At 50.1% G+C, this 22,031-nt stretch carries 19 protein-coding genes (1 of these 19 running past the window's edge); 12 read left to right on the plus strand and 7 right to left on the minus strand.

Annotated features, from left to right (window positions below):
* Positions 1–51 precede the first annotated feature (51 nt).
* The 5 genes from mnmE to rpmH all read right to left on the minus strand — a co-directional run bounded on the left by mnmE (position 52) and on the right by rpmH (position 4,078).
* Positions 52–1,428, minus strand: coding sequence for a tRNA uridine-5-carboxymethylaminomethyl(34) synthesis GTPase MnmE (gene mnmE / locus P0X86_RS32670; RefSeq protein ID WP_277747427.1), 1,377 nt, complete (start codon positions 1,426–1,428; stop codon positions 52–54).
* A gap of 190 nt (positions 1,429–1,618) precedes the next feature.
* Positions 1,619–2,407, minus strand: coding sequence for an RNA-binding cell elongation regulator Jag/EloR (gene jag, locus P0X86_RS32675; protein ID WP_277747428.1), 789 nt, complete (start codon positions 2,405–2,407; stop codon positions 1,619–1,621).
* Entirely contained in the window at positions 2,404–3,294 is an 891-nt protein-coding gene (locus P0X86_RS32680; protein ID WP_009591548.1) for a YidC/Oxa1 family membrane protein insertase, read from the minus strand. Before P0X86_RS32680 ends, jag begins: the two co-directional genes overlap by 4 nt.
* Positions 3,295–3,369: 75 nt before the next feature.
* Entirely contained in the window at positions 3,370–3,720 is a 351-nt protein-coding gene (gene rnpA / locus P0X86_RS32685) for a ribonuclease P protein component (protein WP_009591465.1), read from the minus strand.
* Between the two features lie 223 nt (positions 3,721–3,943).
* Positions 3,944–4,078 (minus strand): 50S ribosomal protein L34, encoded by a 135-nt coding sequence (gene rpmH, locus P0X86_RS32690; protein ID WP_006207379.1) that lies wholly within the window; start codon positions 4,076–4,078, stop codon positions 3,944–3,946.
* Positions 4,079–4,533: 455 nt separating this feature from the next.
* On the opposite strand from rpmH, the gene gnd reads away from it, so the two are divergent.
* From gnd to gntK, 4 genes are all read left to right on the plus strand, one after another.
* On the plus strand, positions 4,534–5,433 hold the full coding sequence (gene gnd, locus P0X86_RS32695; RefSeq protein ID WP_119850721.1) for a phosphogluconate dehydrogenase (NAD(+)-dependent, decarboxylating): 900 nt from the start codon (positions 4,534–4,536) through the stop codon (positions 5,431–5,433).
* Positions 5,434–5,585: 152 nt separating this feature from the next.
* Positions 5,586–6,263 carry a GntR family transcriptional regulator gene (locus P0X86_RS32700; RefSeq protein ID WP_277747429.1) on the plus strand — a complete coding sequence of 226 codons (678 nt, stop codon included), beginning with the start codon at positions 5,586–5,588 and terminating at the stop codon, positions 6,261–6,263.
* 164 nt (positions 6,264–6,427) lie between these two features.
* Positions 6,428–7,789: a GntP family permease gene (locus tag P0X86_RS32705; RefSeq protein ID WP_277747430.1), complete on the plus strand. Its 1,362-nt coding sequence runs from the start codon at positions 6,428–6,430 to the stop codon at positions 7,787–7,789.
* Between the two features lie 103 nt (positions 7,790–7,892).
* Complete coding sequence (gene gntK, locus P0X86_RS32710; protein WP_452519134.1) at positions 7,893–9,422, plus strand: gluconokinase; 1,530 nt, start codon at positions 7,893–7,895, stop codon at positions 9,420–9,422.
* Between the two features lie 180 nt (positions 9,423–9,602).
* Here the strand turns inward: gntK and P0X86_RS32715 are convergent, their stop codons facing one another.
* Positions 9,603–10,337 carry a DUF6199 family natural product biosynthesis protein gene (locus tag P0X86_RS32715; protein ID WP_277747432.1) on the minus strand — a complete coding sequence of 245 codons (735 nt, stop codon included), beginning with the start codon at positions 10,335–10,337 and terminating at the stop codon, positions 9,603–9,605.
* Positions 10,338–11,033: 696 nt separating this feature from the next.
* Between P0X86_RS32715 and dnaA the strand changes: the two genes are divergently transcribed.
* The 6 genes from dnaA (at position 11,034) to gyrB (ending at position 17,392) form a co-directional block, all read left to right on the plus strand.
* Positions 11,034–12,422 carry a chromosomal replication initiator protein DnaA gene (gene dnaA / locus P0X86_RS32720; RefSeq protein WP_175320759.1) on the plus strand — a complete coding sequence of 463 codons (1,389 nt, stop codon included), beginning with the start codon at positions 11,034–11,036 and terminating at the stop codon, positions 12,420–12,422.
* Positions 12,423–12,624: 202 nt separating this feature from the next.
* A complete protein-coding gene (gene dnaN, locus P0X86_RS32725; protein WP_012818292.1) occupies positions 12,625–13,767 on the plus strand; it encodes a DNA polymerase III subunit beta in 1,143 nt (380 codons plus the stop codon).
* Between the two features lie 38 nt (positions 13,768–13,805).
* A complete protein-coding gene (yaaA, locus tag P0X86_RS32730; protein WP_009591516.1) occupies positions 13,806–14,021 on the plus strand; it encodes a S4 domain-containing protein YaaA in 216 nt (71 codons plus the stop codon).
* 56 nt (positions 14,022–14,077) lie between these two features.
* Positions 14,078–15,190 carry a DNA replication/repair protein RecF gene (gene recF, locus P0X86_RS32735; protein ID WP_009591496.1) on the plus strand — a complete coding sequence of 371 codons (1,113 nt, stop codon included), beginning with the start codon at positions 14,078–14,080 and terminating at the stop codon, positions 15,188–15,190.
* Positions 15,191–15,203: 13 nt separating this feature from the next.
* Positions 15,204–15,455, plus strand: coding sequence for an extracellular matrix regulator RemB (gene remB, locus P0X86_RS32740; protein WP_007129241.1), 252 nt, complete (start codon positions 15,204–15,206; stop codon positions 15,453–15,455).
* Positions 15,456–15,481: 26 nt separating this feature from the next.
* Entirely contained in the window at positions 15,482–17,392 is a 1,911-nt protein-coding gene (gyrB, locus tag P0X86_RS32745) for a DNA topoisomerase (ATP-hydrolyzing) subunit B (protein ID WP_096777277.1), read from the plus strand.
* Between the two features lie 131 nt (positions 17,393–17,523).
* Here the strand turns inward: gyrB and P0X86_RS32750 are convergent, their stop codons facing one another.
* A complete protein-coding gene (locus P0X86_RS32750) occupies positions 17,524–18,336 on the minus strand; it encodes a YheC/YheD family protein (protein ID WP_277747433.1) in 813 nt (270 codons plus the stop codon).
* A gap of 410 nt (positions 18,337–18,746) precedes the next feature.
* On the opposite strand from P0X86_RS32750, the gene gyrA reads away from it, so the two are divergent.
* Together gyrA and P0X86_RS32760 are read left to right on the plus strand one after the other, a co-directional pair.
* A complete protein-coding gene (gyrA, locus tag P0X86_RS32755) occupies positions 18,747–21,251 on the plus strand; it encodes a DNA gyrase subunit A (RefSeq protein WP_012818297.1) in 2,505 nt (834 codons plus the stop codon).
* Positions 21,252–21,423: 172 nt separating this feature from the next.
* Positions 21,424–22,031 carry the 5' portion of an HD-GYP domain-containing protein gene (locus tag P0X86_RS32760; RefSeq protein WP_009591541.1) on the plus strand. The gene runs 505 nt beyond the window's last position, so only the first 608 of its 1,113 coding nucleotides appear in the window; its start codon is at positions 21,424–21,426; its stop codon lies off the right edge, out of view.

Raw genomic sequence — 22,031 nt, forward strand, 5'->3', positions numbered from 1 at the left:
TATCCCTGAAATTGTTGAACTGTTCCTACTATATATAGTAAGCCCTGAAGCTTATTTACCCAAGCAAAACTGTGAAAAAATTTGATCGATGAGCGAATCGCCAACCGCCTCGCCCAGAATCTCGCTTAACTGTTCCCAGGCCATTCTCACATCGATTTGAATCATATCGATCGGAATGAGCTGTTCGGCCGCGTCGTAGGCATCCTGCAGGGACTGCTTGGATTTCTTCAACAAGGCGATATGCCGCACATTGCTCACATAAGTCAAATCCCCGCCTTCAATCTGGCCGCTGAAGAACAGGTTCGATATGGCCTCTTCCAGCCGGTCGATCCCCTCCTGCGCCTTCACCGACATCGGAACGATCAATTCATCGGGATAATACCGATGGAGAATGTCCAGATCGAGATTAGACGGTAAGTCCATTTTATTCATAATGACAATGCATTGTCTACCGCGTATTTGTTCCATCAATTCCAATTCATCCTGATGAAGCGGCTCGCTGGCATTCAGCACGAGCAGAATGAGATCCGCCTCGTTTACCGCATGCTTGGATCGTTCCACGCCGATCTGCTCCACCACATCCATCGTCTCCCGAATGCCTGCGGTATCCAGCAGCTTCAACGGAATGTTGTTAATGGTGACAAATTCCTCGATCACATCGCGAGTCGTGCCCGGTATATCCGTGACAATCGCCCGATTATCCTGGGCCAGCGTGTTCAGAAGCGAGGATTTGCCCACGTTAGGACGTCCGACAATGGCAGTCGTAATACCTTCCCGCAGAATTTTCCCTTCTTGCGCGGTCTTGAGCAGTTTATCGATTTCCCCCATCACCAGTTTGCTTTTCTCTTTAATGAATTCCGAGGTGAGCGACTCCACGTCATGCTCGGGATAATCGATATTCACTTCGATATGGGCCAACGTTTCGACCAGGGTATGGCGCAGCTCGTTGATTTTGCGGGATAATGTACCTTCGACCTGCTTGAGGGCAACGGAGAAGGCACGGTCCGATTTCGAACGGATCAGGTCCATGACGGCCTCGGCCTGAGACAAATCTATCCGGCCATTTAAGAAGGCCCGTTTCGTAAATTCTCCGGGCTCCGCCAAACGGATGTTTAATTGAAGCAGCAGGTCCATGACCCGCTTCACGGAGATGACGCCGCCATGGGCGCTGATCTCCACGACATCCTCGGTCGTGAACGAACGAGGGGCACGCATTACGGTCACGAGCACCTCTTCCAGGTTTTTCCCCGTTTTCGGATCCACAATATGACCATAATGAACGGTATGGGATTCCACCTGCGTTAGCTTGTTTTTACTTTTGAATATACGCTCCACTTCCCGAACGGAGTCCGGCCCGCTAACGCGAATAATCGCGATGCCGCCTTCACCGACTGCCGTAGAAATGGCTGCAATCGTATCGCTAAACATCGTTTCCTTCACCTCTTTCGATTTAAAAAACCTCGGGATTACACCCCAAACGGTGCACTACCCTGCTGCTTGATCTATCATCTTAAACAAAAACCTCCGGCAGAAGTCTTTGCGTATAGGTCTCTCTAAAAAACAATGACTCCCTCTTGAAGCTTAAGGAGTCATTGTTTATATAGGCTCTTCAACTCATTTAGGACGACTTGGGCGTGATGACAACCCGCCGGTTCGGCTCTTCGCCCTTGCTGTACGTCTTCACGGCTCCATGGGACTGGAGTTTGGCGTGAATTACCTTCCGTTCCGCAGCAGGCATAGGCTCAAGCACAATCTCTTTGCGGGTCTTCAGGACCCGCCCCGCCAATCGATCGGCCAGATCCTCCAGCGTCTTCTTGCGGCGGTCACGGAAGTTCTCGGCATCCAGTACGATGCGCAGATAACTATCGGAGTACCGATTCGCTACGATATTCGCCAAATACTGAAGTGCATCCAACGTCTGGCCTCGGCGGCCGATCATCAGTCCGAGTCCGGCTCCGGAAATTTGAAGCGTCGTAAAGTCTTTTCCCTTCTCCATCTCAACCGAGATATCAAGCCCCATGGCTTGTCCAGTTTCGATAAGAAAGGCGATGGCTTCCTGGTAAGGGTCCTTGCCTTCAAGGGAAGCTGTTCCGGGGCTCTCGGCAATCGCGGTGCCCGCAGGCGCTGCCTGCGTCGCCACGGAGGCATGAGAGACCTGAACCGTTTTGGCCGGAACAGCTTGCGTACCCGAAGGAGAAACTTCCTTCACAGATGGTTCGCCGCCGGCACCGCCAGGCAGGAGCGTTAGTTCGACTTTCGCTTCCTTGACCCCGAACAGGCCCAGGAATCCTCTTGATGGCTGACTCAATACTTCAACCGATACACGGTCTTGACTTACACCCAAGCGGGCCAGCCCTTGTGCGACAGCATCTTCAATGGTTTTTCCTGTTGCGACGATTTTACTCATCTCGACTTCTTGGCTCCCTTCGAACCTTTTTTCCCGCCTTTGCTGCCACTCTTCTTCCCGCCCTTGTTACCGCTCTTGTTGCTCTTATGACCTTCGGTTGCGCTGGCAACGCTTGCCACGACTGCAGCCTTGTCATTGTTGCGGTACAAGAAGTAGTTCTGCACGATCGTGTAGAGGTTACTGTAGAACCAGTACAACGGAAGTGCGGATGGGAACTGGAAGGACATTACAAAGATCAGAATCGGATAAACGAACAGCATGAACTGCATCATCCCCATTTGCGGAGACGGGTTCATCTTCATCATCATTTTCGTTTGGAAATAAGTGGTTGCAGCGGCAAGCACCGGCAAAATAAACAGCTTGTCCGGTTGACCCAATTGCAGCCACAGGAATTCGTGATCACGAAGGAGATTGTTATAGTAAATCGAATGATAGAGTGCGATAAATATCGGCATTTGTACGATCAGCGGCAAACATCCCGCCATCGGATTAACCTTATTCTCCTGGAAAAGCTTCATGGTTTCCATTTGGACTTTTTCAGGCTGATCTTTATATTTCTCGCGAATTTTCTGAATTTCAGGCTGGATGGCCTGCATTGCCTTCGAGCTTCTGACCTGTTTCAGAGTCAGCGGTAAAATCAAGGTACGGACGATAAGCACCATCACGAGTACGGACAATCCGTATTCGCCGTTAAACCATGTCGCAAACGTATCAAGTGCCCATGTAAAGTAATAAACAACGTTGCTCTGCCAAAAGCCTCCATTTTTCAAGTCTTCAATGGTACGCGTTTGGTCAGCTCCAGGCGCACAACCTGATATAACGGCCACTGCGAGTATTACAGCGGTGAGGAGGAACCATTTTCCTCGTCTTGTCTTCATGAACGACACTTCAAAACCCCTCTCTTCGCCATTCCATTCCACGGTAAATCATAACATATTTATATGGACAAATAAACACATGGTTCAGCCCCTCTTCGCTTTCAAAAGGGACGATTTCCTCAATACATGAAGCACGCTTTTCTCCAGCTCCTGATAAGACTTGTCGAGCGCTCCCTTTCGAACGATAAAGATCAGGTCGATATGCTCGATAATCTGGTGCTGATGGTGCCTGACAATCTCTTTAACCAGCCGTCTCATCCGGTTGCGGACAACCGCATTGCCGATCTTTTTGCTGCACGAAACGCCGACGCGAAACTGCTCTACCTCTTTTTTGCGCGACCAATAGACAACAAATTGATGATTGGCGAAGGACTTTCCGTGTCGATATACCCGGCTGAAATCAGCGCGGTTCCGTAAACGAAGTTTTCTATGCACAAGTTTCTACCGCCCTGCCGTTAATCAAGTTCATTACATCCTGCGCTGCTGTGACATCCCTACTATTATAATAGTATAGGCATGCCAAAACCGCGCTAAACACCCGATTGCGAACCTTTACCACTCAATGTAGCTTATATTCTGCCGGTTTTAAAGGAAACTCCTCACACCGCAGCAGATATTACGAAAAAAAGACCACCTCGGTGGTCTTCGTGGCACAATATTAAGCGCTCAGTACTTTTCTGCCTTTTTGACGGCGGTTAGCCAATACTTTGCGTCCGTTCTTCGTGCTCATTCTTTTACGGAAGCCGTGTACCTTTTTGCGTTTGCTTACATTCGGTTTGAAAGTCGGTCTCATGAATTAATGCACCCCCTTACAGGAATATCGCTTACCCATATTTTAAGATCAAAACGTCAATCGACGCACTTTCACGGAAGAATAGACCGCGATTTGTTGAACCGACGTCTATGGACGTATCTCTTGTAAACAGACCGCTACTTGCTAGCGGATAATGTTCTCATCTTCACAGAAAATGCCTTTATACATTTAATCACGTTCAGGCCCAAAAGTCAAACCAAACTTGACTTCGACCCGCTCATAAGTTTTCCACAAGTAGTCATTATTGCTAGTTTTGAATTATCCACATGGGGATAACCTATTTGAACACGTTGTGGATGGTCCCTTTTAGGTCAACATGACGCCCTCCAGCCCTCTTAATCCCCCATGTTTACACCAGAGCCATAAAAGAGTAGTATAAAAATTGAATTTAAGTTGTATACAAGTATACATCTAAGAAGGAGCTGCATTGTTTTATGAAAATAGGCATGATCGGTCTCGGGAAAATGGGCCTCAACCTGGTTCAGAATCTGATTCACCATCAGCATCAGGTCGTAGCTTACGACTTAAATACGGAATTGGTCGCTCAAGCCGCCGAGTGCGGCGCGGAAGCTGCGGCATCCACCGAATTGCTCGTAGCCAAACTGGATAAACCACGCATCGTTTGGATGATGGTGCCGGCCGGTAAGATCGTGGATTCGGTCATCGAATCGCTTACGCCCCTCCTCGAGTCCGGCGATATTTTGATTGACGGCGGCAATTCGCATTATAAAGATTCCATCGCCCGTGCAGCACGACTGGCGGAGCAAGGCATTCATTATTTCGATGCCGGCACTTCCGGCGGCATGGAAGGCGCGCATAATGGAGGCTGCTTCATGATTGGGGGCAACCGCGACGTATTTAGCGGCATCGAGCCCCTGTTTAAGGATATGGCTGTCGAGAACGGTTACTTGTATGCCGGTGAAAGCGGCAGCGGCCATTTTCTGAAAATGGTCCATAACGGCATCGAATACGGCATGATGCAGTCCATTGCAGAAGGTTTTGAAGTGTTGGAAAAGAGCGCGTTTGATTTTAACTATGAGGATGTTGCGCGGGTATGGTCGAACGGCTCCGTCATTCGCAGCTGGCTCATGGAACTGACGCAAAACGCGTTTTCCAAGGATCCGAAGCTCGAAGGCATTAAAGGCGTGATGAAATCATCCGGGGAAGGCAAATGGACGGTGGAAACCGCACTCGAGGTTCAAGCCAGCGCGCCGGTCATCGCCATGTCGCTGTTCATGCGCTATCGCTCCCTTGATCAAGATACGTTCCACGGCAAAGTCGTTGCCGCGCTTCGCAATGAATTTGGCGGCCATGCCGTTGAGAAATCGGAATAACATATATTCTCTTTCATGCACCCTGCTGTTTCTTTAGGGCATGTTCCCTGCAGGCATTATGACCAGGCTGGGCATGGTCCCCTTTTCATTCCTTGTGGTATGATGATCACTGGAGAACTTCAAGAATCAGTACTGGATTGGAGAATTATGCTATGAAATTTCCCTCAACGTGGCTTCAGGGAGCCTCTCTCGGAGAGGCCATTGCCAGCGAACTGAGATTGCAGATTATCAGCGGCACCATCAAGCGCGGAGAAATCCTATCCGAGAACCGGATCGCGGGTGAATTCGGCACGAGCCGATCCCCTGTGCGGGAAGCGATGAAAACGCTGTCCAGCGAAGGTTTGATTCAATTGGAGCGCATGGGAGCCGTCGTCATGGGCTTATCGCTCAAGGAAGTCGAGGAATTATACGATGTCCGTTTTCTTATCGAGAGCTTTGTGCAAGGACATGTGTTTGCGAATCCGCAGCCGGAACTGATCCGGCATTTAAAGCAAATCGTCGATCGGATGGAGCTTGCCGCCAAACATCAGGATCCGGTGGAATTCTCCTATCAGGATTTGGCTTTTCATGAACGGATTATAACGGAAGCGAACCATAAACGAATCCTTCATCTGTGGAAGAGCATTCGCCCCATCGTGATCACGGTGATGCTCATTACGACGCGGCAGGTATTCGGTGGCGGGGGCGCCAAGGTTCGCTATGTCATGGACAAGCATCTTCAGCTTATTGCGGAGATGGAATCCCTGGATCCGGCACGGATCCAAACGGCGGTTCAGCATTACTTCGATGATTCCCGTCAGACGCTTCATCTTAGTTTTCCGGAGGGTTAATATAATCCTCCCTTCCTCCGCACTGACATTACATGTGTACGCTCTAAGTTGTCGACAAGTATACAATAGAATTCGCTTTTGTTTTGGGTATACTACCGCAGAACAGCCCGATGATACTAACCATTTCCCAATTCAAATGGGTAATCTATAGGAGGAAGCAAGATATGAATTCACTATTCGGTCTCAGTCATAACGCTACCTTAATGATCTGGACACTGCTGACGATCGTCTTCCTGATCGTGCTGATTTCCAAATATAAATGGAATCCTTTCGTTACCTTACTGATCTCCGCGCTGATCCTCGGTCTATTGACGGGCATGCAGCCTGCGGATGTGATTACTTCGATAACCGGCGGTCTTGGCGGAACGCTCGGAACGATTGCGATCGTTATCGCCCTCGGTACCATGCTGGGAAAAATGATGGCCGAATCCGGCGGTGCCGAACAAATCGCCACCACCCTCGTAGACCGCTTCGGCGAGAAGCGCGTCCACTGGGCGATGATGATCGTCGGCTTTATTGTCGGTATTCCCGTATTTTTCGAGGTTGGCGTCATCCTGCTGATTCCTATTGTGTTCACGGTTGCACGCAAAACGAAAATGTCCCTGCTGCACATCGGCATTCCGATTCTGGCCGGATTGTCTACCGTTCACGGGCTGGTGCCTCCGCATCCCGCACCGATGATTGCCATTGAAGCTTATGATGCGGACCTTGGCATGACCATTCTCTATTCGTTCCTGGTCGGAATTCCTGCAGCGATACTCGCCGGTCCGGTGTTCGGTAAATTTATCGGCAAACGGATTCGAACCGAACCGCCCGAAGAGCTGGCCGAGCAGTTTTCAAGCAAAGCGGAACGAGGTTTGCCAGGCTTCGGCATCACCTTGTTTACGATCCTGCTGCCGGTCATTCTGATGCTTATCGGGTCCGCGGCAGATATTATCGATCCGGAGTCCACCAGCTTCATTTCCGTGTTCTGCAAATTTATCGGTCATGAAATCATTGCCCTGCTCATTGCTGCGGTCTTCTCCTTCTTCTCGCTTGGATTCGCCCGCGGCTTTAATAAACATGATCTTTCCCGCTTCACCAGCGAATGTCTCGCTCCGATCGCCACGATCATTCTGATCATCGGTGCAGGCGGCGCTTTCAAGCAGGTTCTGATCAACAGCGGCGTCGGCAATGCCATCGCCGAAATTGCAACCGGCGCCAATATCAACGTGATTCTGTTCGCATGGCTTGTCGCGGCGCTCATTCGCATCACAACCGGTTCTGCAACCGTAGCCATGACAACCGCCGCTGGAATCGTTGCTCCCGTGCTTGCGATGACGCCGGGCGCCAATGTGGAGCTAGTGGTGCTCGCTACCGGAGCAGGCTCCATCGTACTGTCCCACGTGAACGACGCAGGCTTCTGGATGGTAAAAGAATTCTTTAATATGACGGTAGCCCAGACGCTAAAATCCTGGACCGTGCTGGAAACGATTCTGTCCGTGACCGGGCTCGTGTTGGCTCTTGTTCTGAATGTAATTGTATAATGAAGCAATAAGACACATGAGGGCTCCCGAAGCGCTGTTTTTAAGCAGCTGCCGGGTGCCCTTACGTAGAAAGAAGGTAGGTCTCTTGAGTACACATAACTATATGATCGGCGTCGATATCGGAACAACAAGCACCAAAGCGGTCCTTTTCAAGGAGAACGGTGAGGTCGTGGCCAAGGCCGGCGGCGAATATCCGCTGCTTACACCGACTCCCTCTACGGCCGAACAAGACCCGGAACAAATCTTTCAAACCGTCATCGCCTCGGTTCAAGGCGTCATGACGCAGAGCGGGATCGATCCGGCTCAAGTGCTGTTCGTATCCTTTAGCGCAGCCATGCACAGCGTCATTGCCGTGGACAGCCAAGGCACCCCGCTGACCCGCTGCATTACCTGGGCGGATAACCGCAGTGCAGCCTGGTCGGCGAAGCTCAAAAAGGAACTTGGCGGCATGGAGCTGTACCTTAGAACCGGAACTCCGATTCATCCCATGTCACCCGTAACCAAGCTGATGTGGATGCGGCATGAGCTGCCCTCCCTCTTTTCGCAAGCAGCCAAATTCATTTCGATCAAAGAATACGTTTATTTCAAGCTGTTCGGCCAATATGTCGTTGACCATTCCATTGCTTCCAGCACCGGGATGATGAACCTCGAGGCGTTGGAATGGGATCCGCAGGCGCTGGAGCTCGCCGGCATCACCGAGGACCATTTGTCGACCATCGTCCCTACTACACATATCATGGAGGGCTTAAAAAGCGAGTATGCCGCAGCCATGGGGCTCTCCGTCTCCACGCCGTTCGTGCTCGGCGCTGCCGACGGAGTTCTGTCGAACCTGGGCGTGAACGCCATCCAGCCGGGCGTCGTTGCAGCCACGATCGGTACGAGCGGCGCCATCCGTACGGTCGTCGACAAGCCGATGACCGATCCGAAAGGACGTATTTTCTGCTATGCATTGACGGAGAAGCATTGGGTCATCGGCGGCGCGGTCAATAACGGGGGCATGATTTTCCGCTGGGTTCGCGATGAATTTGCCGCCTCCGAGATCGAAACGGCCAAGCGTCTGGGGATCAATCCCTATGATGTGCTGACCAAAATCGCGGACCGTATTCCGCCCGGCTCGAACGGACTCCTGTTTCACCCGTACCTGACGGGAGAACGCGCGCCGTTATGGGATCCGAATGCCCGCGGCTCGTTCTTTGGCTTAACGCTCAATCATAAAAAAGAGCATATGATCCGCTCCGTGCTGGAGGGCGTGATCTTTAATATGTATACCGTTCTGCTGGCGATGGAGGAACAAATCGGCCGGCCGGCCAAAATTCATGCCACAGGCGGTTTCGCCCGTTCACCGATCTGGCGTCAGATGATGGCGGATATTTTTGACCAGCAGGTGATCGTGCCGGAAAGCTACGAGAGCTCTTGCCTTGGCGCAGTGGTCCTTGGACTGTACGCCACAGGCAGAGTGGAATCGCTCGATATCGTCGAGACGATGGTCGGCGGCACCCATGAACACCAGCCAGTAAAAGAAAGCGCCGATATTTATAAAGCGCTGCTGCCGATTTTCATCCGCATTTCCCGGAAGCTGGAGGAAGATTATGAAGCGATTACCGAATTCCAGCGCAGATTCGAGAACGCGTAAGCTTACTATAGTAAGAAAAACACCGTTCGACGTACCTTCTCCTAAAACAGCAGGCATCCGATGTTGTTTTCTTCGGTAATAGTCAGGTAGGCGATGCTTCGAAGTTCTAAACATTCGTATATCTTAAAGAAAAGCCCGTTTTCGCTGGATCCGATCCATGACGAAAACGGGCTTTTTTTGTCATAATGCATGCGTAAAAAATATCCACAGCGAGAATCCCATACCGAAAATCCCCCCTGCCTTGCACATAAAGAAGTAGAAATCGCTGGGCTCCGGATTATCATACAGCCAATTTGATGGCGAAATATGAAACATAAACCGCTGGAAAGGCTCATATTTGAAGAAGCACCAGTTCATGATCCCTAACCCGAGCGCCAACAAAAAGAATCCTATGCTGCCATTCGGGTCATGAAACCGTTCGTCAGCAGCCTTGGCCAGCTCCGTGGGGAAATAGCGGGGCTCATCCGGATCGGATCGATAAACTTGGCCGCTGCCGTCCATGAACCTCATGCCGGGTATCACCATCTCCCCCTTCTCGTCGTATGCAAGAAAGCTCCGGTCTCCAAACGGTTCCACGCGGTAGACTTTCCCGTCAGGATAGATCACTTCATAGGACGCCGAATGTCCCGATCCGTTACCATATGCCCGTATTTCATATATTTCGCCGGCAATCTCGACCCTTTTCCCCTCTTCATCGGCATGGACATAGATTGGCTCCCCGCGGCCAAATGATCCTCTGTACTCGACGGTCCCGTTTCCCGAATCGGCATATTTCGCGTACTTTATGTCTTCCATATGAAACACTTTCTTCGAATAATAGCTCTGAGCCCATACCGCGATCAGAACCAATAGGGCCGCCAGTGCAAGCAGCACCCCTATTTTTCTCCAGCTCATGCCCTTCCCTTCGGTCCGCATCCATGGTTCCCCCGTCCATTTTTCCTTATAGTACGGTCGTTCGCAAAGAAGGTTGCAATGGAACAGCCAATAAACAGATGCTTTTAGACTTCTGCGCACACTGCGCGGGTGCGGTCCGAGCCATTCCGAACGGTCGCCGACCATTCGACGCCATAAGCGTTCTGAATTTATCATTTGAGATCGACTAGAGAGCCATTATTAAGTTGAGTCACAAAAAAAGCCCTCGAAAGGAAACTCGGAGATTCCGTTTGAGGACTTTGGATGACTATCCACAGCCATTTTTCACCTTTGGTCGATTGTGCGGCTGCTAGAACATTCAACCAGAAGTTATGAACAGATGGTGAGAGAAGAAAATTCTGCTTGCCAATCGGACAAGCTGTGAATAATTTTTCGCGCTTTGAGGCCAATGATGTCGAATGCCGAACAGATTATAAACAATATATAGTGGTGTGAATAATAATTATGCACAACGTATTGAATTTGTGGATAAATTAGCGACATACATTGAAAATAAGGCCTTCTTTTGCTATGATGATATTACTTTTGGTTGTGAATATGTGAATGAAGCTATAATATTATCAACAGGCTGTGGATAAAGTTGTGAACAATTTCAATTTATCCATATTTTTTTGTTTCCACAGGAGTTAGTTCTGGGGATAATTAGACATCATTCATTTTCTTTCGACAATTCCACACATGGCTCTAGCCACATTTGGAAGATTTAAAGGAGTGACAGTTTTGGAAAGCCATACTTCCGAATTATGGCAAGAAATATTATCGATCATACAAACCAAGCTGAGCAAACCGAGTTTTGACACTTGGTTTAAAGCTACCAAAGCATTGACCATTAACGATCACTCCGTCGTCATTTCCGCGCCGACAACGTTTGCTGTGGAATGGCTGGAGAGCCGATACACCAAGCTGGTTAGTGCAACCGTGCTGGAGGTGGTGGGCAAGCAGGTCGACGTTCGCTTCGTGATCGAAGAGACGAAGGCACACGAACCTGCTCCGCAGCAGCCCTCGCCGCCGCTTGAAATATCCGGTGAAGAAATTCAGTCCCATATGCTGAATCCGAAGTACACGTTTGACACGTTTGTCATCGGTTCGGGTAACCGGTTCGCACATGCTGCCTCGCTCGCCGTTGCCGAAGCTCCGGCTAAGGCGTATAACCCGTTATTCCTATATGGTGGAGTAGGTCTTGGAAAAACGCACTTGATGCATGCCATCGGCCACTACATTTTGGAGCACAATCCCAGCAGCAAAGTCGTGTACATTTCCTCCGAGAAATTCACCAACGAGTTCATCAACTCCATTCGGGACAACCGCGCAGAAAGCTTCCGCAACAAGTACCGCAACGTTGATATTCTGCTCATTGACGATATCCAGTTCTTGGCCGGGAAAGAATCGACGCAGGAGGAATTTTTCCATACGTTTAACGCCCTGCATGAAGAGCGGAAGCAGATTATCATATCCAGTGACCGTCCCCCCAAGGAGATCCCGACGCTGGAAGAACGGCTCCGTTCCCGCTTCGAATGGGGATTGATCACCGACATTCAACCGCCGGATCTGGAGACGCGGATCGCCATCCTTCGCAAGAAGGCCAAGGCCGAGAATCTGGATATTCCGAACGAAGCCATGATGTATATCGCCAATCAGATCGATACGAACATTCGTGAGCTTGAAGGTGCCCTTATCCGTGTCGTCGCTTATTCCTCCCTGACCAATCAGGACGTTACAACGCATCTGGCAGCCGAAGCCCTGAAGGATATCATCCCGTCCAGCCGGCCGAGAATGATTACGATTCAGGATATCCAACAAAAGGTCGGCGAGTATTACAACCTGAGACTGGAAGACTTCAAAGCCCGCAAACGGACCAAAGCCGTCGCGTTTCCGCGGCAAATTGCCATGTACTTGTCCCGCGAATTAACCGACTATTCCCTTCCCAAGATCGGAGAGGCATTCGGAGGCCGGGATCATACCACTGTCATTCATGCCCATGAGAAGATTACCCAATCTCTGAAAACGGACCAGGAGCTTTTCAAAGTGGTCAATAACATTACGGAGAAAATCAAAAATCCAACCTGAACAAGTTCAAAGCCTATGCACAATCTATACACATGTGGATAGGCTTAATTTTATGCCTTTTACGAGGCTTATCCACATATTCAGTGTCCCTATTACTATTACTAATAATAATTAATAAATAAATTAACCATAAAGAGGGGAATCCCCTTGGCTTTCGCCAAGAGAAAAACCCCCTCTCATTTTTCCGTAAGGAGTGAACTTGATGAAAATCAGCATATTAAAAAATGTATTAAACGAATCCATTCAACACGTATCGAAGGCGATCTCCAGCCGAACCACGATCCCGATCCTCAGCGGCATTAAACTGGATGTCACGTATTCGGGCGTCACGCTAACAGCCAGCGATACGGATATTTCCATTCAATCGTTTATTCCTGCGGAGGATGAGAAGCATACCATCGTTCAGGTAGAGCAGCCTGGCAGCGTTGTGCTGCCAGCCAAATTCTTCGTTGAAATCATCAAGAAACTGCCTTCCCAGGAAATTCAGATGGAGGTCAAAGAAAACTTCCAGACCTTTATTTCTTCGGGGGCCACGGAAATCCAGATGGTCGGCTTGGATCCGGAGGAATTCCCGGTATTGCCTAATATCGAGGGCAGCCAAACCGTTTCTTTGCCAGGGGATCTGTTGAAAAACATGATCAAACAAACGGTATTCTCCATTTCCACACATGAAACCACGCCTATTTTGACGGGTGTATTATGGAGTCTGAACGACAATGAGCTGAAATTTACGGCCACGGACCGTCACAGACTGGCTACTCGCTCCGCCCATCTTGAGGGAGCTGACGGCATTTCGTTCAACAATGTCGTGATTGCGGGCAAAACGCTGAATGAGCTGAGCAAAATCATTCCGGACCAAAATACGCTGGTTGATATCGTTGTCGCGGATAATCAGGTATTATTTAAAATTGACCGTGTTCTGTTCTATTCCCGTATATTGGACGGCATTTATCCCGATACTTCTAGAATTATTCCAACCTCGCATAAAACAGAACTGGTTTTGGACACAAAAAAATTAAGCGAGTCGATCGACCGTGCCTACCTGCTCTCCAAAGAGGAGAAAACGAACATTGTTCTTCTCCAAACGATGGAGCATGGCGGCATCGAAATCTCTTCCAGCTCCTCCGAGCTTGGTAAAGTGCGTGAGGAATTGGACCTGATCGATTTCAAAGGGGAGCCGCTGCGCATCTCGTTCAACTCGAAATACATGCTGGACGTGCTCAAAGTGGTTGAAAGCGAACAGCTGATGATTGCTTTCATGGGCGTCATGAGCCCGATCATCCTGAAGCCGCTCGATGACAGCAAGAGCCAATATATTATTCTGCCGTACCGTACGGCCAATTAAAGTTATCCCCATGTTGATAGGGATGAAAGGACGAAGTCATGAAACAAATATTTATCCACAGTGAATATATCAAGCTGGATCAGTTCTTGAAGCTATCCGATTGCGTATCCACAGGTGGGATGGCGAAGGCGCTGCTCGCGGAAGGGGCAGTTCTGGTCAACGACGAGAAGGAAGAGCGGCGCGGACGCAAACTGGTTCCCGGCGACATCGTCAAGGTAGAGGATTGCGGGACGTTTCAGGTGGCAGCACAATAGATAGCCTCCCGCAGCCGCTTTGGCGCTAAGCGCGGAAGACGAGGGAGAGGATTAGCTTGTTTGTCAAAAATGTCAGCTTGCAGCATTATCGAAATTACGAGAAGCTGCAGCTTGAGGCATTTGGTGATGTCAATTTGATCATCGGACGCAATGCCCAAGGAAAGACGAATTTGATGGAGGCGCTCTTCGTGCTTGCTTTAACGAAGAGCCATCGTACCTCCAAGGATCGCGAATTGATCGGGTTCGAGCAGTCCAGTGCCCATATATCTGCCGAGATTGACCGCAAGTACGGCACTTTGAGGCTGGAGCTGAGCTTGTCTCAGCAGGGGAAGAAGGCAAAAATCAACGGGCTTGAGCAGCGGAAGCTTAGCGATTTCATCGGCTCGCTCAATGTCGTGATGTTTGCGCCCGAGGATCTGGAGATTGTCAAAGGCACGCCGGGGGTCCGCCGCCGGTTTCTTGACATGGAAATCGGGCAGGTGGCCCCCAGCTACCTGTTTCATCTGCAGCAGTACCAGAAGGTGCTCGTGCAGCGCAACAATCTGCTGAAGCAATTGTGGGGGAAGGGCAGCGCCGAGCAGGCGATGCTTGAAATTTGGAACAGCCAATTGGCAGAACATGGTGTTAAAATCGTCAAGAAGAGGAAACAATTTATAAAAAAGCTGCAAAAGTGGGCGGAAAGCATCCATCAGGGGATCACCAACGGCCTGGAAGACCTCTCTTTGCACTACCTTCCATCCTTTGCTGACGCGGAGGAAGAAGATGAAGCTGTCTTATTTGAGACATTTATGATAAAATTATCACAAATGAAAGAGCAAGAAATACGGCGCGGTATGACATTGGCAGGTCCTCATCGAGATGATCTGGCTTTTTATATTAATGGCAAAGAAGTCCAAACGTATGGATCTCAAGGTCAGCAGCGGACGACGGCGCTATCTTTGAAACTGGCTGAAATCGAGCTGATACAGGAAGAGATCGGTGAATATCCGGTGCTGCTTCTGGATGATGTGCTTTCTGAATTGGATCCGTACCGGCAGACACAATTGATCGAGACATTCCAGAGCAAAGTGCAGACATTCATCACGGCGACGGGCATTGAGAGTTTGAATACCGACAAATTGAAGGGTGCCAGCATTTTTCATGTCCATGACGGACAGGTGGGCTCTTAAGGAGTGATTCCATATGTATATTCATTTGGGCGGAGAGAAGATCATCCGTTCGTCAGAGCTGGTTGGGATATTCGATATCTCGATAGAGAAATCCTCGAAAATCTCCAAGCAGTTCGTCACGCATGCCCAGCAGCATAAAGTCGTGGAGTTGATTGGGGAAGAGGATCCGAAATCCATCGTGGTGACGAAATCGATCGTCTATTACTCTCCGATTTCCTCTGCAACACTTAAGAAACGAGCGAATCATTTTGTAGCTCAGGCATAACAGAATCTGTAGAAGTAGGTGAAGGCATGTCTATGAATCAACCGACATATGATGAGAATCAGATTCAGGTACTGGAGGGATTGGAAGCCGTTCGTAAACGGCCGGGTATGTATATCGGATCTACCAGTGCCAAGGGTTTGCATCATTTGGTATGGGAAGTTGTGGACAATAGTATTGACGAAGCGATGGCGGGAATATGCGACCATATCGAAATCATTGTCCATGAGGATAACAGCATAACCGTTATCGATAACGGTCGCGGCATTCCGGTCGGCGAGAACGCCAAGCTGAAGAAGTCGACGCTGGAAGTAGTTATGACCGTCCTTCATGCCGGAGGTAAATTTGGCGGCGGCGGATATAAAGTATCCGGCGGTCTGCATGGTGTCGGCGTTTCGGTCGTGAATGCTCTGTCTTCGAAAGTCGTGGTTCAGGTCAAACGTGACGGGCACATCTACCAGCAGGAATATCATCGCGGCGTACCCCAATATGACATCAAAATCATCGGGGATTCCGACGATCACGGGACTACGGTAACCTTCCTGCCGGATCCGGAGATTTTTACGGAAACGACGGTCTATGACTATACAACTCTCCTGACGCGGATCCGTGAGCTGGCGTTCCTGAACAAGGGCATCGCGCTTACGCTGACGGACGAACGTACCGGGGCCTCCGACTACTTCAAGTACGAGGGCGGTATTATCGAATACGTCAAATTCCTGAATGAGAAGAAGGAAGCTCTGCACGAAGACCCGATCTATGTGGAGGGTTCCCGGGATAACATTCAGGTGGAAGTGTCGCTTCAGTATAACGACAGCTATACCGAGAATATTTATTCTTTTGCCAATAATATCAACACGCACGAAGGCGGAACGCATGAATCCGGCTTTAAGAGCGCGCTCACTCGGATCATCAATGACTATGCCCGCAAAACGGGATTGATCAAAGACAATAACAACAACTTGTCGGGTGACGACGTGCGCGAAGGATTGACGGCGATCATTTCGGTCAAAGTGCCGGAGCCGCAATTCGAAGGACAAACGAAGACCAAGCTCGGCAACAGCGAAGTGCGCGGGATCGTGGAATCCTTGTTCGCGGAGAAGCTGCAGGAGTTCCTGCAGGAGAACCCGGCGGTTTCCCGCCGGATCCTGGAGAAGGCGCTCCAAGCATCGCGTGCCCGCGAAGCGGCTCGTAAAGCCCGCGAGATGACGCGCCGGAAGAGCGCCCTTGAAGTCAGCGCATTGCCGGGTAAACTGGCGGACTGCTCCTCCAAGGACGCTTCCATCAGTGAGCTGTACATCGTCGAAGGTGACTCTGCCGGCGGTTCCGCCAAGCAGGGGCGCGATCGGCATTTCCAGGCGATTTTGCCGCTGCGTGGTAAAATCCTCAACGTGGAAAAGGCGCGGCTTGACCGCATCCTGTCCAATGCGGAGATCCGAGCCATCATTACGGCTCTGGGCACGGGGATTGCGGAGGATTTCGATCTCTCCAAAGCCCGTTACCACAAAATCATTATCATGACCGATGCCGACGTCGACGGTGCGCATATTCGTACCTTGCTGCTGACGTTCTTCTACCGTTACATGCGTAAGCTGGTGGAAGCGGGTTATATCTACATCGCCCAACCTCCGCTCTTCAAGATCGAGCGCAACAAGGTGATCCGGTATGCCGGCAGTGAGAGAGAACGCGACGAGATCATCAAGGAATTCGGTGAGAACGTCAAAATCAACGTACAGCGTTACAAAGGTCTCGGCGAGATGAACGCCGGCCAGCTGTGGGAGACGACGATGGATCCCGAGAGCCGTACGATGCTCCAGGTGACGATCGAGGATGCGATCTTGGCCGATACGTTGTTTGATACCCTGATGGGCGATAACGTGGAGCCGCGCCGGGATTTCATTCAGGAGCATGCGAAGTCGGTCCGGAATTTGGACGTATAAAGTACTGCAAGCTAAAGAGGGGTATCCCCAAGGTCTGTAAAGGCCTCAGGGGAATACCCCTTTTTTCGTTAATAACGGGCACAGGCCGCGAGTCGTTGCATAACAGGACCCAACCGATTCAGAGAGACTTGCTAACCGGTTTTTTTGGTTTTCTTCTTGCTGGATAAGTTGCGTCCGTAGGCATTGGCGTATTTTTCTACCTGTTTGTAGATGCTGGGATCCTTGAAGAATTTCTTAAACGGGAACAGGGCAGGTTTGGTATTAACCTCCAGGATCCAAATGTTCCAGCGATCATCAATCGCAACATCCAGGCCGATTTCTTTCAGGTTAGGATACGTTTTTTGCATCTGCGAAGCGACGTTCACTCCAAGCGTATTCAGTTCTCTGCGGATATTCCCTGCTTCTTCAGCCGTCATATGCTCGAGCATTAGCGGTTTGTAGTGATGAACCACGCCGCCGCTGTGATGGTTGGTAATGATTTTATTTTTGGCCGCGACCCGGCCGATTATTCCTGTGCTCACCCACTGACCGGAAGGACTCTTCTGGGTAAGTACACGAAGATCAAAGGGACGGTCCTTATGGCGGAGCAGGTGGATGCCTTGCTGAACCAGATAATCCTTGCCTTGAAACAAGGCGCTTAATGTTTTATGGAGACTCTCCAGAGAGGTAAATACTTCGGTTTTATGGTCGTAACGAAGCATGTAGGAAGCATCCGTTGTTTCATCAGTATCCGCGGTTTGGGAATGGAGCTGTTCGACCGACATCACGCCGATGCCGTAGGTCCCTCGGTCAGGCTTGATATACACAAGCGCATGCGTATTCAGCATGTCTTCAAGCGTCTCCAATGAATATAGGCGGGTAGCCGGAACATAAGAGGCGAGGCCTTTGTTTTTCAACAGTATTTTCGTTTTCGCCCACTTGCTTGCAACGCGTTGGATAGTCAAACATCTTCATCCTTTCTTAGCTGTATGATTGGAGTGACAGGATTTTGCCTGTCTCGTAAAACAAACTCGTGTGATCGGTTGATTTAAAAGAGTGTGGCTGCCTCTGACAAGAGAGGGGATGCCCGGAAAACATAGGACAAGTATGACAAACAGTGGTATAATATAAAGATGTGATGATTCGAAAAGTCCTTTGCAATGCATTGTATGTGAAAAGGGGCACGGAGGACAGGGCGTATATCCCGGTTTCCGGGCAAAAATCATGCTTTCACTTGATCCATCCCGTGTTTAATTGTGCGATGTTTGTGAAAGTAATATAATAAAGGTTAGTGCGTTTCTAGGTTTCTGATCACTATTCTGCTTTTTTCACATAGATCAAGGCATGGTTGATAGGAAAATGAAGGAGGTCCAGCATGGCGGAAGAAAATTTCTCCCAAATCAAAGATCGGGACATTGGTACCGAGATGCGCGAGTCCTTTATGGATTACGCGATGAGCATCATTGTCAGCCGGGCTTTGCCGGATGTACGGGACGGAATGAAGCCAGTACACCGTCGTATTCTGTATGCGATGTCCGAACTTGGAATGGCTCCGGATAAACCGCATAAGAAATCGGCAAGAATCGTAGGCGAAGTTATTGGTAAGTACCATCCTCATGGTGATTCCGCAGTTTATGAATCCATGGTCCGGATGGCGCAGGACTTCTCCATGCGTTACATGCTTGTTGATGGGCACGGGAACTTCGGTTCCATCGACGGCGATATGGCAGCGGCTATGCGGTATACCGAGGCTCGTTTATCGAAGATTGCCATGGAAATGCTGCGTGATATTAATAAAGAGACAATAGACTTTGCTCCGAACTATGACGGCGAGGAGCAGGAGCCGGTGGTTCTTCCTGCGCGTTATCCTAACTTGCTGGTAAACGGCGTGTCGGGGATCGCGGTAGGGATGGCTACCAATATTCCGCCTCACAATCTTGGTGAAGTCATCGATGGTGTACAGGCGATGATTCGTAACCCTGACATCACGCCGATGGAGCTGATGGAATACATCCAAGGACCGGATTTCCCGACAGCGGGTTATATTCTGGGACGCGAAGGCATTCGCCAGGCTTATCGTACGGGCCGCGGTTCCGTTACGATGCGGGCGAAGGCGACGATCGAAGAGAATAATAACAAGGCGCGCATTGTCGTTCATGAGATTCCTTATCAAGTGAACAAGGCCCGTCTGGTTGAGAAAATTGCGGAATTGGTTCGCGAAAAACGAATTGACGGCATTACGGATCTGCGCGATGAATCGGATCGTAACGGCATGCGGATTGTTATTGAGCTGCGCCGGGACGTCAACCCGAATGTCGTTTTGAATAACCTGTACAAGCATACGGCCATGCAGTCGAATTTCGGCATTAATATGCTGGCCATCGTGAACAACGAACCGAAGATCTTGAACCTGCGCGACGTGCTGTTCCACTATTTGGAGCATCAGGTCACCGTTATCCGCCGCCGGACGGAGTTCGAACTTAAGAAGGCGGAGGCCCGCGCTCATATTCTCGAAGGTTTGCGTGTCGCACTGGATCATCTCGATGAGGTCATTGCCCTCATTCGCGCTTCCCAAACCACAGAGGCTGCCCGCGAGGGCTTGATGGAGCGTTTCGGTCTCAGTCATGAGCAGGCACAGGCCATTCTGGATATGCGCCTGCAGCGCTTGACCGGACTCGAACGGGAGAAGATCGAGAACGAATATCAGGAATTGCTTGCCAGAATCGCGGAACTCCGTGAAATCTTGGCTAATGAGCATCTTGTGCTTCAGATCATCAATGATGAGCTGCAAGAGATTAAGGAACGCTTCGCGGATGAACGCCGCACCGAAATTACGGTCGGGGAAGACAGCATCCTGGACGAGGATCTGATTCCGCGCGAAGAAGTGATCATCACCATTACGCATACTGGTTACATCAAGCGTCTGCCTGCGAACACCTATCGCAGCCAGAAGCGGGGCGGACGCGGCGTTGTGGGGATGGATACGAAGAGCGAGGACTTTGTCGAGCATCTCTTCGTCACGAATTCCCACCATTACCTGATGTTCTTTACGGACAAAGGGAAGGCGTACCGGTTAAAAGCCTATGAAATTCCAGAGCTGAGCCGTACCGCCCGCGGAACGCCGATCATCAACCTGATTCAAATTGAACAGGGCGAATCGATCAATGCCGTGATTCCGGTGGAGAACTTTGACAGCGATAATTACCTGTTCTTTGCAACGCGCCAGGGTGTCGTTAAGAAAACCCCGCTTGAGGATTATGTGAATATCCGCAAGGGCGGTCTGATTGCGATTAATCTGCGCGAGGACGATTCCCTAATCGAGGTGAAGCTGACGGACGGTCAGCAAGAAATCATTATGGGAACGGCGCAAGGAATGTCCATCCGCTTCAAGGAGAGCGATGTTCGCTCGATGGGAAGAAGCGCGACCGGGGTGAAAGGGATCACGCTGGACGACAATGATGAAGTCATTGGCATGGACGTAGTAGACCAGGAGCTTGATATCCTCATTGTAACGACCAAAGGTTACGGCAAGCGGACGCCTGCAAGCGACTACCGCAGCCAGACCCGTGGCGGTAAAGGGATCAAGACCATCAATATTACGGAGAAGAATGGACCGGTTGTGGCACTGAAGGTCGTGAAATCGGAAGAAGACCTCATGATCATTACGGCAAGCGGCACCATCATTCGTACGAGCATGGAGGGCATCTCCACCATGGGCCGCTATGCTCAAGGCGTGAAGCTGATCAACATCCGCGAGGACGATGCCGTAGGTACCGTCTGCCGTGCGGATAAGAGCGATGAGCCGGATGCCGACGAAGAGGGAGAAGTAGGCCAAGACGGCGCAGAACCAATCGAGCCGGCCGAGCCGACCGAAGAATAACGAAGAAGCTTGGCATGGATGCAGATTTGCATCCATGCTCTTTTTTTGTTTTATCGGATTACAAATTCAGGGAATTGGTATTGTACAGGCTGCGGAAGACGAACTATAATATGTATATTATAAGGTGAAGTTAGCTGCCATGACGCAGCTTATTAGATGGAGAGGGTTGATCATGACGATCAAAGCCGTAAATGAAGTAGTGGCCGGAGTAAAGCTGGCTAAAGATGTACATACGCCTCTGGGGGGACTGTTGCTTCAAAAAGGCAAGGTATTGCTTCCCCGGGACCTGGAAGTGTTGAAGGCCTTCATGGTGGACCATGTTACCGTAGAGTCCGTTGAAGCGGAGAGCACAAGAATACCGACCGTAAAATCCGCAGGGCAAAAGCCTTCGCTGATCTTTACGGGGAATCAACAGGGCAACGGGAACGAAGAAGCGCCTGCCCGAAAAGATCTGGCCTTGCATGAGGAATATGACAAGACCATGACCTTGGTCAAAAACTGTTATCAATCCGCAATAACAGGCGAGCTTCGAATGTATGAAGTTCGTAATCAGATGGAAAACTTATTGAAGCACCAGCATGAGTATCACATTCTTAAATTTATTCCACGCATGACGAATCGCCATGATTACCGGTATCACAGCGCTGTGCTTTGCGCCCTTTCCTCCTATAAGCTGGCACAATGGGTGGGGCTTCCGCAGAAAGATTGGATGCAGGTCGCTTTTGCAGGGTTGCTGCATGATATCGGAAATGCCAAGATTGATCCTATTGTGTTGAATAA

This window comes from Paenibacillus sp. BR1-192 (genome assembly GCF_029542445.1).
In the GTDB taxonomy this organism is placed as follows: Bacteria; Bacillota; Bacilli; order Paenibacillales; family Paenibacillaceae; genus Paenibacillus_AQ; species Paenibacillus_AQ lautus_A.

Coding starts and splice junctions, on each gene's coding strand:
- mnmE (WP_277747427.1), bottom strand. CDS start 1,428: ATGTTTAGCGATACGATTGCAGCCATTTCTACGGCAGTCGGTGAAGGC.
- jag (WP_277747428.1), bottom strand. CDS start 2,407: ATGAGTAAAATCGTCGCAACAGGAAAAACCATTGAAGATGCTGTCGCA.
- rpmH (WP_006207379.1), bottom strand. CDS start 4,078: ATGAGACCGACTTTCAAACCGAATGTAAGCAAACGCAAAAAGGTACAC.
- gnd (WP_119850721.1), top strand. CDS start 4,534: ATGAAAATAGGCATGATCGGTCTCGGGAAAATGGGCCTCAACCTGGTT.
- P0X86_RS32700 (WP_277747429.1), top strand. CDS start 5,586: ATGAAATTTCCCTCAACGTGGCTTCAGGGAGCCTCTCTCGGAGAGGCC.
- P0X86_RS32705 (WP_277747430.1), top strand. CDS start 6,428: ATGAATTCACTATTCGGTCTCAGTCATAACGCTACCTTAATGATCTGG.
- gntK (WP_452519134.1), top strand. CDS start 7,893: ATGATCGGCGTCGATATCGGAACAACAAGCACCAAAGCGGTCCTTTTC.
- P0X86_RS32715 (WP_277747432.1), bottom strand. CDS start 10,337: ATGCGGACCGAAGGGAAGGGCATGAGCTGGAGAAAAATAGGGGTGCTG.
- dnaA (WP_175320759.1), top strand. CDS start 11,034: ATGGCTCTAGCCACATTTGGAAGATTTAAAGGAGTGACAGTTTTGGAA.
- dnaN (WP_012818292.1), top strand. CDS start 12,625: ATGAAAATCAGCATATTAAAAAATGTATTAAACGAATCCATTCAACAC.
- yaaA (WP_009591516.1), top strand. CDS start 13,806: ATGAAACAAATATTTATCCACAGTGAATATATCAAGCTGGATCAGTTC.
- remB (WP_007129241.1), top strand. CDS start 15,204: ATGTATATTCATTTGGGCGGAGAGAAGATCATCCGTTCGTCAGAGCTG.
- gyrB (WP_096777277.1), top strand. CDS start 15,482: ATGTCTATGAATCAACCGACATATGATGAGAATCAGATTCAGGTACTG.
- gyrA (WP_012818297.1), top strand. CDS start 18,747: ATGGCGGAAGAAAATTTCTCCCAAATCAAAGATCGGGACATTGGTACC.